The sequence below is a fragment of the Oceanospirillum sediminis genome (assembly GCF_014164585.1).
Lineage (GTDB): Bacteria > Pseudomonadota > Gammaproteobacteria > Pseudomonadales > Halomonadaceae > Oceanospirillum > Oceanospirillum sediminis.
In genome coordinates this window covers 29745-47062 of sequence record NZ_JACJFM010000030.1, presented here as the reverse complement: position 1 = coordinate 47062, position 17318 = coordinate 29745, and the positions used below count along the sequence as shown (strand labels likewise).

Sequence of the window (17318 nt, the reverse complement as noted above, 5' to 3'; positions counted from 1 at the left end):
CTCAGGGCTGAACGGTGATCACCGGCACAGCGATACCCTGACCACGAATCTCAGGCTGATACATGGATTCAGCCAGAACCGGAGGCACCTGATACTGCCCTGGTGTGACCACCCTGGACAGATAATACAGATCCGCTTCTACCCCTTTATAAAGTTCCAGTGCCGCGGCATAGCGATCATCCAGGTACGCTTCATATTCCAGAGCAGCCTGAGTCTGTATCACCTGACCATCAAGCGTGATGCCTTCCAGTTTGATTGCATGTTTCAGCTGCTGATTTTCCAGCTCCAGCCCCGCAGGAAGCAGTGCAGACAGGAGCACATCAGCCAGATCTTTCTGACTGCGCAGATTCACGTGAGTCAGTACCAGATCACCTGGCCGAAGCACATCCTTATCCGTGAGAGGCAATGCTTCATTGTTTTCCACTTTGAAGTAATTAGCCCGCACTGAGATGCCCAGGTCAAAGTCTTCTGGCTGTCCGGCTGGCAACGCGGTCCAGTCATAGGTGGCATATAGTACACCCGTTTCACTTTTGCCTTTACCCGTTTCACTTTTACCTTTGTCACCATAGATAAAGCGGGTATCGGCTAATAATGTTCTGTCCAGAGCGACAATCAGTTTCTTCTTTGCTTCCAGCAGCGTTTCTTCTCCTGATTGTGCCAGAGTACCCTGCCAGGCCTTGGCTGAGCGTTGATCCAGCTGAACCGCCAGGCGGAGTAAAGCGCTATGCTCCTGAGTACTCAGATAATGGGATTGCTGCACCTGTATCACCAACTGCTGGAGTTTCTTCTCCAGTGCTGCCCGATCATCATGGCTGATATGACGTATGGCCCCCTCTTCCAGAATCAACGCCATCATCAGAGCATCGTCTCTGATTACAGAGCCATAATCACCGGAGTAATGTTCTCGTTTTTGCGGCATTGCCCGAGCAATCAGCTCAATGCCCTCAGCTTGCTGCCCGGTATAAATCAGTGCATAACCACTTAACACTCCGGCCAGAGCACCATTACCGTAGCGCAAATGATCTTTGATCAGACCACGAACTTTACCCAGTGAAATACGCCCTTCTTTAGCCAGCACATAGGCGGCGTAGAGTCGATAAGCCGCTTCATAGTAGGCATTGCGACGGGCAGAGTGATAATCGTAGGCATAGCTTTCAACCCGACTCAGGGCCATTTCCAGCAGACCATCAGGCAACAGGTAGCCTTCCTGTTTTAGCCGTAGCATCAGATCGGTGACATGCACGGTCAGCCAGCGCTCCTCCGGAGACTGGTTATACCAGAGACCAAAACCACCATTTTCATGCTGAAGCTCTGCCAGGCGAGTCATTGCAGCTTTAAAGCCGGTATAGTCATCCTGATACAAAAGCGCACTGGCTTTACTGGTTGTTTGCTCCAGACAGGCATAAGGATAATCCTGTAAGAAATCGAGATGACGCTTTTTGTCCAGTCCGAGGACGTTGCTGACCCTGAGTTGAGCCTGCACGCTTTCCGGTTGGAAGCCTGCTAACTGATCAGGAGGAAAGGCCAGACTCTGGCCTTTTTCCAGAGCCTGTGTCACCGAGTGATAAACCGCAGGTACAGCGCTGCGCACGCTGACTGACCAGCTGCGTTGTAACTGCTTTTTAGTTAACTCAGGATCTGAAGATGCAGGATCAACCAGGGTAATATCCGCATGAATAGTTCCTTGTCCGAGGCTATCCGCAGTGACTGGCACAGGCATAATGTGGCGTTTGCCCGGCATCAGATGAATACTCAGTATCTCTTCTTTTGCAGTCAGTGTCGCTTCTGAAGTGGCTTCTGGATTACTCCTCTCTGAAATACCATCTTCTGACAGACCGCTTTCTGAAATGCCTTGTTCTGAAATAGCCCCGGAAATACTCAGTGCAACGTCGATCTGCAGTGCCTTCTCACTGGTATTGGTCAGTTCAAAGGTCAGTTGACTCTGATCCCCCTTAGACAGAAAACGAGGTCGGGCCAGATCAGCGACGACTGGTGATACCACTTTTACGGCCTGTTGCTCTGAACCAAATGAACTACCGGCAAAGGCTGTAGCCATCAGAGTCACTTCGCCGTCAAACACTGGCAGGTCAAAGTTCAGGTTTGCAATGCCATTTACCACCTTCACCGGTTTATGAAACAGACTCAATAGTTTGATATCCACGTCCGGACGCTGACCGCCCCGAGCTAGCAGGCCATCACCACCCCAGCGTACTCCAGCCGCTTTATAAAGGGTTTGCTCTGCGACATCCGCATACATATCACGCCAGTTAGCACCATAGCCCCGTGCGGAATAGAAGAACTCAAACGGATCTGGCATGGTGTAACCGGTTACACTCAGAATCCCTGAATCGACAATCGCCAGACTCACCCAGGCTTCACCAGTAAATGCCTGACCTGCTGCATCGGTGACTTCCACCTGCACTGTATTTTCGCTTTCCGGCAGTAAACGTTCTGGCAGGTCCATTACGATCTGTAACTGTCTGGCGGAACGATCCAGTGGCAGATGGGCAAAACCCGCACTACGCTTTCTGAATTTGTCGTTATCGTCTGTCGGAGCGATGACAAAGGCACTGATATAAGCATCATGGCGATTCAGACTATCCGGTACCCGGAAGGAGAAAGTAGCTTTCTTATCTATCAGTAAAACCTCTTCGGAGAACAGAATCCGGTCGGTTTCCAGCAGAATCAGTGCTCTGCCTTCTGTTGGTGCATTTAAGCGAACAGTCACTTCATCGCCAGGCTGATACGCTGCTTTATCCAGCGCTAGGCTGACCCGGTCAGGTCTAGCCAGCTGATCACTGGCCATCCACTCATTAAACCAGGATTCACCTGCCTGGAAGGGATAAATTGTGCGTGTACCGGATGTCAGATCGACCAGTTCCAGACGATATTTACCCCACTCAACAGGCAACAAGACTCTTAGTGGGCCATCACTGGTCAATACTGCTCGCTGTTCTGCTATCGGATATTCCTTACGCTCCACTTCATGGAACCAGCCCCGTTCACGGGTATAGCTCCAGAAATAGTTTTCTTCGATACGATGCAGCTCCAGCTGTACTTCACCGCTGTTCAGAGGTTCTCCCTGAGCATTGGCACGAATCAGATCAAAAAAGACTTCGCTGTTTTTACCTGAGATATGATTTTCAAAACCGGGCTTAACCCCTACAAAGCTGGCAGCAGGCCAGTACAGTGCTGACGTTTCCCGATTAATAGCTCGTCCACCCTGCTCAAACAGGCTCAGGCTGTAAGTCAGTTTTAATGGTGTACTGGCTTTCGACCAGGGGTATTGTCGATTGGTCAGAGTGAGTTCGGTTTGTCCGTCGTCATTCAGATGAACAGAGTCAGGATAAATCGTATCAGACACCGCATTATCCGGCTGACCAAAAAAGTAACCAGGCTGGTTTGCCAGCGGCTGATGCCAGGCCGAGATCTGAACAGTGGCATTCAGCTTATTGCCTGCTGCCGGGGCGCCGTACAGATATTCACCTGTCACCTTCAGTGCCGGTAGCTGCTGTCGGGTAAATAGTGCAGTATTGTCCAGCCCACCTTCGACTTCCAGACGTAGCTTTTCAGGCAGAAAATCTTCTACCAGAAAATCGAACCACTGGGTTTCTTTCTCAGACTCCGGACTGAACACTGCCAGCTGCCAGGTGCCGCTGGGGGCGTTATCGGCCAGTTGATACTGCAGAGGGTAATACCCGGCAATGGCTGCATCAGACAGCGTCTGCTCTGTCACAATATCGCCATTTGGCTGATAGATTCGCAGCTTGACATCCCCGCCCGCTAGACGACCATCATGGGCGCGTTTCAATACCCCGGCGCTCAGTAACTCACCGGGGCGATAGATATTACGTGGCGTCAGTATCAGGTGTTCTACAGACTGATACGGTGTTTTATCCAGCTCAAAGGCCGACAGATCAACCCAGCCGTTATGGTATTGCAGCGCAGTGACCTGACCGTTATTCATTGCCAGAATCAATTGTGGCTGTTTATCCTCAGGCCATTGCTTATGACGACTCCAGAGACCTGATGCATCGGTCATACCTGAGTCGATCAGTTCACCGTTATAGCCCAGTAAACGAATTTCAGTATTTGGCAGTGCTTTGCCTGTGGCGATATCCTGGCTGATAAAGTACAGCTGCTGGCTGAACTCTCGTATCTGTAAGCCAATAGATGACAGAGTAAACCAGGTGGAGTCCTGGAACTTCATCCGCCCGGCCTGCCGGATCATTGCCAGATAGATCCCTTGCTGTTTCAGAGCCGGAATATTCTGCAGCGGTATATTGGTTTTGTAACGCTGATTCCGGTTTTCTCCCAGCTGCAGCTTCATGCTATAAACATGTTCCAGATGCTGCTCCAGGTTTTCTGCCGCATACCAGCTCTGTTTCAGATAATCATATTCACTGAAAAAATGAGGCATGGATTCAGGCTTCACCCGATACAACTCCAGATCGGCTTCTGGCACATTGACAGACATTACCGGCAAAGCATCCACTTTTCCGGGCACCATCACCGCACCATCTACTTCAAAACTCAGGGCCGCATTCATAGCTCGGGTTTTGATTGTTTTTTCTGTCGATTCCGGTAGCCACTGTCCCTGAATCCCCAGAATCTGATGTTCTACCCGAACCTGGTAACTTTGTTCTGGTTCAATCCCGGTCAGATAGAGCGTCCGACCATCGTTGCTCAGAACAGGATCAGGTAACAACGGCTGGGTATGAACCAGAGTAGAAAATGCCTGATCAGATTTCAGAGGCTGGCTGAATTTCAGAGCAATAGCATTGATGTCACCAAACATCTGCTCTGAAATATCCTGCAGTTTAAAAGGCAGCTTGCTTTCATAAGCAGAAGTAGCGGGAACAGAGTCGTCATTTTCTGTCTCCGTCGTGGTAATACCCGAAGCTTCAGTTTCAATTTTCTTAACTGCCTGAGGTTCTTCCGAACAGGCTGATAGCATAATCAATGCTATTAAGCTGATCAGGTAATACGTAAAACGTCTGAACATACCTACTTCCTTCAATCCAGGATCATTTTAAGACCACGGAATCTGCATGAATCACTTTACATGAAACGGTGGCATACAGATGATAAATGATGCGGCTACTGATATGGGACTACTTTCTCTGATTCTTATCAAATCATAACTAAAGAAACAAACGGAGGACAAAAAGCGTCTAAACTCATGTATCAGAAGCATGGAAAATATATGTGCCAACCGTTCTTAAGCTTTCAGGTGATACCTATTGTGCGTTAAGGGGAGTCAAAATGAAAAGGACAGATCAAACGTTGCTGGAGCAGATGAGAATCAGTGAGGTTGAAATCCGAAGCAGAATGGAACTTCTGGGGCTGGATCAGAGTGAGCTCAATGTGTTGCCTGTATTTAGAGATGTTATTGAGCAGAATATAGATAATATTGTTGATCAGTTCTACAGAATACAAACAGAGATAGATGCTATTTCACTCTTAATTGGAGATGCAGACACACTCATGCGTTTACGGACTGCGCAGAGAAACTATGTGATTGATCTGTTCTCCGGGCAGTACAACAGTGAGTATGTGAATAATCGTCTGAGAATTGGTCTGGTTCATAAAAGAATTGGTGTTGAACCGAAATTGTATTTATCCGCAGTCCGAGCATTGAAACAGATCATTATTGAGGTAATGACCGATTGCTGTCCGGATAATGCTGATTCAGATAAGGCGATAGACGTACTGGATAAGCTGTTTTATTTTGATATTACTCTGGTTTTTGACACCTATATAGGCAGCCTGGTTGGAGAAATAGAAACGGCTAAGCGACATACAGAAAACTATGCTAAAAACCTGGAAGATCAGGTGGCTATACGAACCCGACAGCTGGAGGAACAAGCCAGAAAAGATTCCCTGACCAATGTTTATAATCGGCGGGCGATGAAAGATGTTCTCTGGCGGGAACTGTCAATGGCTAAACGCCGCAAAACGACATTGTCACTGGCATATTTTGATATCAACGATTTCAAAAAAATTAATGATAGCTATGGTCATATGCGGGGAGATGAAGTTTTACGTATCCTGGGGCAGATTCTGACAGATTGCAGTCGATCTACTGATTTAGCTTTTCGCTACGGGGGAGATGAGTTCTGTCTGGTACTTCCTGAGTGTAACTGTAATCAGGCAAAACTTGTCACTGATAAAGTTCAGGAGCTCTTCTTAGCCCACTTTCCAGACTTCTCTTTTAGCCTCGGACTGGCTCAGTTTAATCCTGATGATGATATAGATGGCGATGAGTTAATACAGTTAGCCGATGAGAAAATGTATCAGGCTAAGAAGAAGAGTAAAAAAGAAGCAAATGGTGATCAATCACCTTCGTCTTAGCTGTATTCGCTCAGGGTTATTATGTCTCTGTATGGATGGCTACAGTGTCCATAGCTACACCCGCTCCTATGCTATTGCGTAATCCGGTCGTATATTTCACAACGCTCTGTCCCGGCTAACGATATAAAAATACCTTACAACCTGAGGCGATAAAGCAAAAAGCAGTGTATATAATGCAGCAGAAAATTTATCCTGGAATATTCATCATTACTAAGATCATTTTATGCTGACTGCACTGGCTATTGAGAACTATCGCTCAATCAGATCATTAAAATTACCACTGGACAAACTCACTGTGATTACCGGAGCCAATGGCAGCGGTAAATCTAATCTTTACCGGGCACTCAGGTTACTGGCGAATACTGCGCAAGGCGGGGTTGTATCGGCTCTGGCCAGTGAAGGTGGCCTTGCTTCAACCATGTGGGCCGGACCCGATAATATCAGCCGCCGGATGCGGTCTGGTGAGGTGGCTGTTGAAGGTAGCCATCGCAAAAGCCACAACCGGTTAATGCTGGGATTTGCTTCTGATGAGTACAGCTATGCTATTGCCATGGGAATGCCTGAGCCAGTACCAGGCAGCGTATTTAATGGTGATCCGGAAGTAAAGCAGGAAGCGATCTGGGCAGGTGAAAAATGGCGGCCTGCGGCTCAGCTGGTATCCCGTCAGGGGCCTGTTGTCAAAAGTCGGCAAGGCCGTAATTACAAAGTCATCAGTCAGCATCTGCCAGCTTATGACAGTATGTTCGACCAGGTCGCAGATTACTCGGCAACACCTGAGTTATTTATGCTGCGCGAGCAGATACGCCAGTGGCGATTTTACGATCATTTCCGCACAGACCGGGATGCTCCTGCCAGGCAATCCAGCATAGGGACTCGTACTCCGGTACTGCATCATGATGGTCGGGATCTGGCTGCAGCCATTCAGACGATTCGGGAGGTGGGTGATGACGCCGCCCTGGAGGAAGCGCTGGATAATGCTTTTCCGGGTTCGACACTGGATATCGGTATTAGTGATGATAATCGATTCACTCTGAGTCTTCAGCAACCCGGTATGCTTCGCCCGCTGAGTGCGGCAGAGCTATCAGATGGTACTTTGCGTTATCTGCTGCTGACCGCTGCTTTACTGACACCGAGGCCACCTGAACTGATGGTATTGAATGAGCCGGAAACCAGTCTGCATCCGGACCTTCTGCCTGCATTGGGTAAGCTGATCATAAAGGCGTCTGAAGACAGTCAGATCTGGGTTATTTCCCACGCCCCACAGTTGATCAGAACACTGGAAAGCTATGATGAGTGCCACTCTGTCCATCTGCATAAACCTATGGGGGCTACAGAAATTCCAGGGCAAGGTATACTGGATGAACCCGGCTGGCAATGGCCATCAGGTTTCTGAACGCCAGAAGATACGCCCTTAAAAGACAGAGCAGCAAAGTGCTATCGAAGTAAGACTATAAACTCAGAAAATAGCTGAAATATTCCGTTTCTTGCTTATAACCCAAAGATTCATACAGTTTCTGAGCATTCAGGTTATCCCGACTCGTTTCCAGAGCAATCCCTTTCGCGCCGGTGCTAACGGCAAAATCACGGGCTTTATTTAACAGTGCTTTACCCACGCCCTGACCACGTAATTCACTACTGACATACAGATCGTTCAGAATCCAGCTGCGCTGTGCAGATACAGAGGAAAAGCAGGGATATAATTGCGTAAATCCGATACCTTGTCCATCATTATCCAGAGCCAGAAAAATAACGGACTCATCACTCTGCACCCGTTGCTCGATAAAGGAATGAGCCAGTTCCGGGTCACTTTGCTGACCGTAAAACACACGATACTGATCGAAAAGAGGTGCGACCAGGATAATATTTGCAGAGGAAACTTTGATGATCTTCATGGTACTTTTATCCGGAATATCAGCTTAAGCAGCTGAACAAAAGTTTCTCTATAAAGTGGAGAATATCGAAAGACTTTTGTTCAGGTATGTAATGCTATCAATAGTATATTGGTAGCCTGAACCAGATAAGACTCTGGAAACATGCATTGGTTTCACCGGGCAAAGGACGATTTCTGGATATAAGAAGAGGCAGAACAGGATCACTCTGACAAAGTGACCCAGGATATAACCGGTCGAATTATGCTGGTAATACCAGCAGGTCTGAGCATAGCTGAATATGGCCCAGACCTTGATATGGCGATAGCACTAAACCTGATGATGTAGTTGAACGCTATTAATTATTTCAGGTTTGCTTTTGCCGCTCTGGCTGCGTGCAGCTTTTTATAACTTTCGATCAGGCGCAGATGTTTATCCAGGCCTTCAAGCTGAGTGTTAGTCGGCGTCAGTCCATAGAAACGAACGCTGCCTTCTACAGAACCCAGGATGGCATCCATACGCTCGTTTCCGTACATACGACGGAAATTACCGATGTAGTGTTCCAGCTCCATCGCCTCGTCCAGAACCACTTCCAGCACAACGTTCATCGCCTGATAGAACAGGCCCCGGTCTACCGTATTGTCATTATATTGCAGAAAATCTTCAGTCAGTTCTTTAGCTTCTTCCAGGCGCCCCAGAGCCAGACAAATCAGTAGCTTCAGCTCCAGCAGAGTTAACTGGCCCCAGATGGTATTTTCATCAAATTCGATCCCTATCAGAGTGATGATATCGGTGTAATCATCCAGCTCACTTTCCAGAATACGCTCCAGCAGATCTTCCAGTTGCTGATCATTCAGGGAGTGAATATTCAGAATATCTTCACGGAAGTACAATGCCTTATTGGTGTTATCCCACACCAGGTCTTCTACCGGATAGATTTCGGAATAATCCGGCACCAGAATACGACAGGAAGGTACACCCAGGTCTTCGTATACGGCCATATAGACCTCTTTACCCAGTGTTTCCAGAATAGAAAACAGTGTTGCGGCTTCTTTTACATTGGTATCTTCACCTTCTGAGGTAAAGTCCCAATCGCAGAACTCATAATCGGCTTTATCACTAAAGAAACGCCAGGAGACAACACCGGTTGAGTCGATAAAGTGCTCAACAAAGTTATTCGGTTCAGTCACTGCATTGCTTTCAAAGGTAGCCTGAGGCATATCATTCAGGCCTTCAAAACTGCGTCCTTGCATCAGTTCCGTCAGACAGCGCTCTAAGGCTATTTCCAGACTGGGGTGCGCACCAAAAGAGGTGAAAACACCACCGGTGCGAGGGTTCATCAGCGCAATACACATTACCGGGAACTGGCCACCCAGCGAGGCATCTTTTACCAGAATCGGGAAACCTTGCTCTTCCAGTCCCTTAATACCTTCAACAATGTTCGGGAAACGCGTCAGTACTTGCTCAGGCACATCAGGCAGAGCTAATTCCTGCTCCAGAATTTCGCGTTTCACTGCGCGTTCAAAAATCTCGGATAGACACTGAACCTGAGCTTCTGCCAGAGTATTACCGGCACTCATACCGTTACTCAGATAGAGGTTTTCCACGATATTGGATGGGAAATAAACGGTTTCACCATCGGATTGGCGAATATAAGGCAGTGAGCAGATCCCGCGCTCGACATTACCGGAGTTGGTGTCATACAGATGAGAACCACATAGTTCACCTTCCGGGTTATAGATAGCACGGGTGTACTCATCCAGAATCTCTTCCGGAAGCTCATCGTCCGGCCCGGGCTGGAACCATTTTTCGTCAGGATAGTGAACAAAATGGCTATTGGCGATCTCTTCGCCAAAGAACTGATCATTATAAAAGAAGTTGCAGTTCAGACGTTCAAGGAACTCACCCAGAGCAGAAGCCAGCGCAGCCTCTTTAGTGGCCCCTTTACCATTGGTGAAACACATCTGAGAGGCCGCATCACGAATATTCAGTGACCAGGCATTAGGTACGATATTACGCCAGGAGGTAATTTCAATTTTCATGCCCATATCGGCCAGCAGCCGGGTCATTCTGGCGATGGTTTCTTCCAACGGACGATCTTTGCCTGAGATATAGGTGCTGGCCCCTTCAGCAGGCTCTGTCATCAACAGCGCCTGCGCATCTTCATCCAGGTTTTCGACCACTTCGATCTGAAACTCAGGTCCGGTTTGCACCACTTTCTTAACGGTACAACGATCAATAGACCGGATAATACCTTCACGATCCTTTTCTGAAATATCTTCCGGCAGCTCAACCTGAATTTTGAAAACCTGGTTATAACGATTTTTCGGATCAACAATATTATTCTGAGACAATCGGATATTTTCTGTCGGAATATTACGTGCCAGACAATACACCTTAACGAAGTAGGCCGCGCACATCGCTGAAGAGGCCAGAAAATAGTCAAACGGGCTGGGTGCAGAACCATCGCCTTTATAACGAATTGGTTGATCCGTGACTACTGTAAAGTCATCGAACTTGGCTTCAAGACGCAGATTGTCGAGGAAATTGACGTTGATTTGCATGAAAAAGGTTACTCAGAATGAAAAAATGGAGCGCAACAGTGCTTATGGCCGCTATTATCCATTTTTTTCGTCCTGAGTCCCGATATTATCCTTGAATGATTAGCTTACTAAAAGATGAAAACAGCTTGCCATAGGCTCTGCCATGCTGGAAATACTCCGTTAATCAGATCCCGACTGGATGGACAGCTTCAGGCCTGTTATTACTCATAATAATTTTATCTACGGAACAGATTCTGTCCTGTTCTAAGGCAAAGTTGATTGCATTAAATACATTTCTTGCACCCATAGCTCCGCATTCAACCTGCCGTACTTTATTCCAGTCTTTATCAGATAAAGGCGAAGGGTTGTCGAAGTCAGGAGGGTAAACCGTGATGAAACGAATGTCTGTATCACTCAATCTATGGCGCAACTGGTCTGCCAGAGTAGATTGCGCTGCTTTTGCTGCACTGAAGGCTTCATTGCAGCGGTTATGCCGGTTATCTGGCAAACTGGCGGTACTGTTAATAAAGACCACATCCGCTTCATCGGATTGTTTCAATAGCGGCAACAGGTGTTTTGTAACGAGCGTACTGCCTATAGCTGTAGAATTAAAGGCCTCCAGTATTTGTTCATCACTTGCGTCTGATAGCTGGCCATCCAGCCAGTATGCTGCATTGTTTATCAGAATATCGACTCTGTCAGTTACCCGTCGCACGTCAGAGGCAAATTCAATGATGTCTTCCGGGCGGGAAACATTCATCTGAAAACAGGTCACCTTTGCAAGAGGAACGGCCTGCTTGACCAGAGCGGCTGTCGTCCAGACTTTATCCAGAGTGCGGGCAGACAGAATCAGTTCTGCTCCCATCTGAGCAAATAAAATGGCCAGTGTCTGACCAAAGTCCGGGCTGGCTCCTGTAATAACAACCTTTTTCTTTTCAAAACTCATATTCGATGTCCTGATGGTGGTATTTGTGAAGGTCGTTATCATAAAACCTCATCTTAAGATGAGGTAAAGAGGAGAATTGAAAGACTGGTAACCCCGGACAAAAGCCTTTCTGCAAAAGATAGTTATGCTCCCAATCTTATATCTCAGGCAAAGGCTAAAGTTACAGCTTTTCTGTCTCTGCTGCATGACTATGCTGATACATAATGCCGCATCGTTCTTTGATATGCGTTACCAGACTCATAACACGGATCATGAAAGTTACGAATAAAGCTTTTTAAGAAAAGTGAGCTATTGATTAAAGCTGTCAGTAGAGAGAGAATTTTAAAAAGCATTGTAAATACAAGGTAATACAGTATGCGTACCTTTTTCCTGGCAAGCCTTCTGTTTTTCAGTTCTGTTAGTCTGGCACAGCAGATCATTACTGTAGGGGTTGTTCCCCAGTTTCCGGTCAAAAAACTGCACTCCATCTGGAAACCGGTTCTGAGTCAGCTGGAAGAAGAAACGGGCCTGATTTTTGAACTAAAAGGGTCACCGGATATTCCGTCATTTGAAAAAGAGTTTATGGCGGGAGAATTCGATCTGGCTTATATGAACCCCTACCACTATATTATTGCCAGTGATATTTATACCCCTATGGTACGAGATATTGGCCGCCAATTGTATGGCATCATTGTTGTTGCCAAAGATAGCCCGATTAAAACTGTCGCGGATCTGGATGGAGAAACAATAGCCTTACCTGCTCCGAATGCTCTGGGGGCTTCATTGATGACCCGTGCCGCAATGACGAATGAGTATCATATCCGCTATGAGCCTTTGTATGTCAAAACCCATTCTTCTGTTTATCTTAATGTTGCCCTTGGGAAAACGGCAGCCGGAGGAGGGGTACAGAAAACGCTATCTCAACAACCAGAGAAAATTAAAAATCGCCTCAGGGTTCTTTACCAGACCCAGAAAGTAGCGCCTCATCCTCTGGTTGCTAACAAATCCTTGTCTGAATCAACAGTCAAGCTGATTCAGCAAGCGTTGCTCAGAATGTCTCAGACCAAAGAAGGACGGGCTTTGTTGAGTAAGGTACCGTTTAAAATGCTGGGAGTAGCGGACGCTCAGGACTATGCTCCTCTCAGAGCATTGAATCTGGCCCCGTTCTTCCAGAATCATCAGTAATCTCTTCGGTAAGAAGTGTAATTAATCTGGAAAAGTTGTTTTAGTGAACCCATGAAACTACAGCGAAAAATCCTGTTACCTTCTTTACTGGCCTTTGCAACGCTGATTGCAATACTGCGCTTACTTGTATTGCCTGTGCAAACGGAGCAACGAACAGAGCAGGCTATCCAGCAGGAAAGAGAAAGGCTGACAGTGATTGCCCCCATTGTGGCTGAGGAGATGCTGTCAGGTGATATCGCGCGAATTCACGAAATTCTGGAAAATGAAGAATCTGGTCGAAGCCGTCAGTGGTCAGCTGTCAGTCTGATTGATGCCAGCGACTTCATGATCTATCCCTTTGAATCTACCGTTGTGCCTGAAGGTATAGACTACATCCGTCTGGATCACAAAATAGTCTGGTCAGATGAGTTCCTGGGGACTCTGATCATAGAAATGGATATTTCTCCGACCAAGCAGGAGATTCAGGAGCAGATCCGGCAATTTGAAACTCTGGCGCTGAGTACAGTATTGGTGCTCAGTTTATTATCGGCACTTTGGAACCGAAAAATTGTTATTAAACCTGTCACTTCACTGGCGAAAGCTGCCAGAGCACTCAGAAAAGGTAACTTTGATGCGCCGCTGCCGGATGCATCCAATGATGAAATCGGTGAGCTGAGGAGTGCTTTTGATGAGATGCGCCGTTCTCTGGCCGAAGCTCAGAAACAATCCCAGCGGGATAACCAGAAGCTCCAGCAGGCAAATGAGGCTGTTCGGGAGAAAAATATTGCACTGGAAGCGGCTCTGGAACAGGCAGAGTCGGCTGCAAAAGCCAAGAGCCAGTTTCTGGCGATGATGAGCCATGAGATCAGAACCCCAATGAATGGTGTACTGGGCATGGCTGATATTCTGCAAAGTACTTCGCTGAATAAAGAGCAGCAACAGTATCTCGGCATTATTCAGTCATCCGGTGAGTCATTGCTGAATATTCTTAATGACATTCTGGATTTCTCAAAAATCGAGGCCGGGCAGCTGACCTTAGCTCCGGTGGAGTGCGATCTGGAAGAGCTGGTTGAGCATGTCTGCCAGCTATTTGCAAATAATGCCCATAACAAAGGACTGGAGCTTGTTGCTCTTCCTGTAGAAGGGCTGGATCACTTTATTGTTGCAGACACCGGAAGGCTTGAGCAGATTCTGTCAAATCTGATCAGTAATGCCATTAAGTTTACAGAGTCCGGTCGTGTCGATATCCGTATCAGTATTCAGGCTGAAGATGTTCATTGTTATAAACTTCGTGTGGAAATTAAAGATACCGGTATTGGTATTTCTGAAGCTGTGCAGAAGAAACTATTCGGCAAATTTGTTCAGGCTGACCACTCTACAACGCGTCAGTTCGGCGGGACCGGATTAGGTCTGGCGATCTGTAAACAGTTAATTGAACTGATGGATGGCCAGATAGGCATTCATAGCGAGGAACATCTGGGGACCACAGTATGGTTTGAACTGTCTTTGGATAAATCCAGAAAAATCCCGGATAAGAGTTATCAGGTACAGTTGAAAGATGATCTTCACGTTCTGATTACTGATGATATACCGACCAATATTGAGCTGGTCAGTTACCTGCTTAAAGAGCAGCCTGTCTGCATATCGACTGCCACTTCTGCGATGCAGGCGCTGGATATTCTGCATAAAGCAATAGAAGAGCATAACCCGGTCGACCTGCTGATAACTGACCACATGATGCCAGAACATGATGGTTTTTTCCTGATTAGCAGCATAAAGGAACATATCAGCGTTCGACCTAAAATTCTGATGTTGTCGTCTGCTGGTGCTGATGTCACCAGGCAAATTCCAGTTGAGCAAAAAGCAGACTGCTTTTTATCTAAACCGGTCAGAAAACAACTTCTGCTACAGCAGGTATTTGCTCTGCTATCAGAAAAATCAGAACTGATTACAGCGACCAATCAATCTGATTCAGAAGTCAGGGTTCAGGATGCGCAGGATATGATCGCTGAAACCGGAAGCCCTCAAACTGCGTCAGACATATCGATCCTTTTAGCTGAGGATGTTGAAGTAAATCAGCTGGTGGTTCAGGGGATGCTGAGCCAGATAGGATTGACAGCCGATTGGGCCAGAAATGGTGCAGAAGCTCTGGATAAAGTCCGCAATAACTATTATGACCTGATTCTGATGGATATTCAGATGCCGGTGATGGACGGCTACGAAGCGTCTCAACAAATCCGTCAGTTTCAACAGGAACACACTTTGCCCTTGACTCCAATCATCGCCCTGACCGCACATGCCATGAAGGGGGATATGGAAAAGTGCTATGACGCGGGAATGAACGATTACCTGACAAAACCCATTACTGCCAGCCGTCTTTGCGAGTCTATTCAGCACTGGATTAACAGAGAGCTGGTTGATAGTGAAGCATTGCAGGCTTCTGATCCGATGACTGACTCACCTTCTGGTTCCCCTGACCTGATTAACCAACAGGTCATTCAGCGTCTGATTAAAGAGCTGGGAGGCGATATCTATCCTATTTATAAACAGTTCATTCAGACGCTTCTGACGTATCTGGCGCAACTGGATCAGGCTATGGCAGAAAACAACACTGAAGACCTGAAAAGTATCAGCCATAAAATCAAAGGCAGCAGCCGTAATCTGGGGCTGGATCTGTTGGGAGAGAATGCGCTTCAGATTGAGAAAGCGATCGACAATAACCCGCAAAATATACCGGATTTATTAGCCGGGTTAAAAAGCACACACATAAAAACTAAAACCGCTGTCACTGAATTTTTTACACAAGAGTCGCACGAATGACAGAAATACAACCTGTTCCCAGAATACTTATTGCTGAGGACGATATTACGACTCAGATGATCCTGAGTCGTTTCATCGAACAACAGGGCTACCAGGCCATTTGTGCTCAGGATGGTGAAGAAGCACTTACTCTGTCCCGGCTTCATAGCATCGACCTTGCACTGGTCGATGCGAATATGCCTGGAATGGATGGTTTTCAGTGCTGTCATGCACTGACAGAGCAATATAGTGCTCAGTTACCGGTATTAATCGTGACAGCCCTGGAAGATGAAGCGTCTATCGACCGTGCCTTTGAGTCCGGAGCGATAGACTTTATCAGTAAACCCATCCAGTGGGCCGTACTAAGAAACAGAATGAAGTATCTGCTGGCAAATAACAAAGCACGGCAAGAACTTCAGAGCAGTGAAGCCCGTAAAGCATCTCTGATCAACAATGCAATTGATGCCATTATCAGCATTAACAACAGAGGTCGAATACTTGATTTTAATCCTGCAGCAACTGCGTTGTTTGGTTTTGAAAAAAATGAAATTGCAGATTCAGTACGTATAGAGCATCTGCTACCGGATTTTCATCAGCTAATCCATAAAAAGCTGGTACAGACACATATCGATAAAGATCACAGCCCTAAGCGCTATGAGGCTCTGGCTATCAATAAATCAGGCGATAACTTTACTGTTGAAGTTGCCCTGTTCCAGCATGAAGTGCATGGAGAGATGGTTACAACCATTATGCTACATGATATTACTGAGCGTAAACGCTTTCAGGATGAGCTTCAGCTGGCCTCTACTGTGTTTAACTTCTGTAACGAAGGCATCATCATCACAGATAAAGATAACATTGTCGAAGCGGTCAATCCTTCTTTCTCAGAAATTACAGGATTTGCACCAGCCGAAGTCATTGGCCAAAATCCTTCTATGCTGCAGTCCGGAGAACAGGATGGCCAGTTTTATCAGCAAATGTGGCAGGATATTGAGCATAATGGCAGCTGGCAGGGAGAGATCGTCAACAAGAGGCAGGATGGTAGTCTTTATCATGAATGGCTGTCTGTAAGAACAGTCTTTGATCATACGGGGACCCAGGCCAGAAACTACGTTGCCATTTTCAGTGACATTTCGGAAAGGAAAAAGGCTGAACAGGAGATCTGGTGGCGGGCGCATCATGACAGCCTGACCGGATTACCTAACCGGTCTATGTTTATGCAATCCTTGAAAAGAAAACTGGATACAGCCGATGAGCTGCATCTGTTTTTTGTTGATCTGGATGGCTTTAAAGCGGTCAACGATACTCTGGGTCACCATAGCGGAGATCTGGTCTTAAAAGAGGCCGCGTCCAGATTGAAACAGGCACTGCCTGAAGAAGCCATGATAGCCCGTCTTGGGGGAGATGAATTTACTGTAATAGTGGAAAAAAACTTATCTGCAGACCAGTTATTGCGATTGGGTAACAGAATTATTGAGTTACTCAGTCAGGGGTATTTATGCGATGACAGATATGCCCGCTTATCAGCCAGCATTGGTATTGCCAGTTCTCCCCGGCACGCTACAAATGCTGATGCTCTGATCAGCGTTGCAGACCAACTGATGTACGACGTAAAACATAATGGCAAGAGTGGTGTGCTTTACGCCGATTAGTCTTTTCGTTACC

The 17318-nt window shown here is 46.8% G+C and carries 9 protein-coding genes; 5 read left to right on the top strand and 4 right to left on the bottom strand.

The features are described 5' to 3' along the window. Position 1 precedes the first annotated feature (1 nt). Positions 2 to 5005, bottom strand: a complete 5004-nt coding sequence (locus tag H4O21_RS18290) for an alpha-2-macroglobulin family protein (RefSeq protein WP_182810330.1) — start codon at positions 5003 to 5005, stop codon at positions 2 to 4. Positions 5006 to 5265: 260 nt separating this feature from the next. On the opposite strand from H4O21_RS18290, the gene H4O21_RS18285 reads away from it, so the two are divergent. Then, a complete protein-coding gene (locus H4O21_RS18285; RefSeq protein WP_182810329.1) occupies positions 5266 to 6354 on the top strand; it encodes a GGDEF domain-containing protein in 1089 nt (362 codons plus the stop codon). 223 nt (positions 6355 to 6577) lie between these two features. After that, positions 6578 to 7747 (top strand): AAA family ATPase, encoded by a 1170-nt coding sequence (locus H4O21_RS18280; protein ID WP_182810328.1) that lies wholly within the window; start codon positions 6578 to 6580, stop codon positions 7745 to 7747. 55 nt (positions 7748 to 7802) lie between these two features. On the opposite strand, the gene H4O21_RS18275 is transcribed toward H4O21_RS18280, so the two are convergent. The 3 genes from H4O21_RS18275 to H4O21_RS18265 form a co-directional block, all read right to left on the bottom strand. Beyond that, positions 7803 to 8246, bottom strand: a complete 444-nt coding sequence (locus H4O21_RS18275) for a GNAT family N-acetyltransferase (protein WP_182810327.1) — start codon at positions 8244 to 8246, stop codon at positions 7803 to 7805. A 338-nt stretch (positions 8247 to 8584) separates the two neighbouring features. After that, the gene (locus H4O21_RS18270; RefSeq protein ID WP_182810326.1) at positions 8585 to 10786 is read right to left on the bottom strand and encodes an OsmC domain/YcaO domain-containing protein; all 2202 of its coding nucleotides are present in this window, start codon (positions 10784 to 10786) and stop codon (positions 8585 to 8587) included. Between the two features lie 163 nt (positions 10787 to 10949). After that, the gene (locus H4O21_RS18265) at positions 10950 to 11711 is read right to left on the bottom strand and encodes an SDR family NAD(P)-dependent oxidoreductase (protein WP_182810325.1); all 762 of its coding nucleotides are present in this window, start codon (positions 11709 to 11711) and stop codon (positions 10950 to 10952) included. A gap of 354 nt (positions 11712 to 12065) precedes the next feature. Here H4O21_RS18265 and H4O21_RS18260 point away from each other — a divergent pair, with 354 nt between their 5' ends. From H4O21_RS18260 to H4O21_RS18250, 3 genes are read left to right on the top strand one after another with little or no spacing between them, the layout of a single operon-like run. Next, positions 12066 to 12875, top strand: coding sequence for a phosphate/phosphite/phosphonate ABC transporter substrate-binding protein (locus H4O21_RS18260; protein ID WP_182810324.1), 810 nt, complete (start codon positions 12066 to 12068; stop codon positions 12873 to 12875). Between the two features lie 51 nt (positions 12876 to 12926). Beyond that, positions 12927 to 15674 carry a response regulator gene (locus H4O21_RS18255; RefSeq protein WP_182810323.1) on the top strand — a complete coding sequence of 916 codons (2748 nt, stop codon included), beginning with the start codon at positions 12927 to 12929 and terminating at the stop codon, positions 15672 to 15674. Further along, entirely contained in the window at positions 15671 to 17305 is a 1635-nt protein-coding gene (locus H4O21_RS18250) for a PAS domain S-box protein (protein WP_182810322.1), read from the top strand. Before H4O21_RS18255 ends, H4O21_RS18250 begins: the two co-directional genes overlap by 4 nt. Positions 17306 to 17318: the final 13 nt, after the last annotated feature.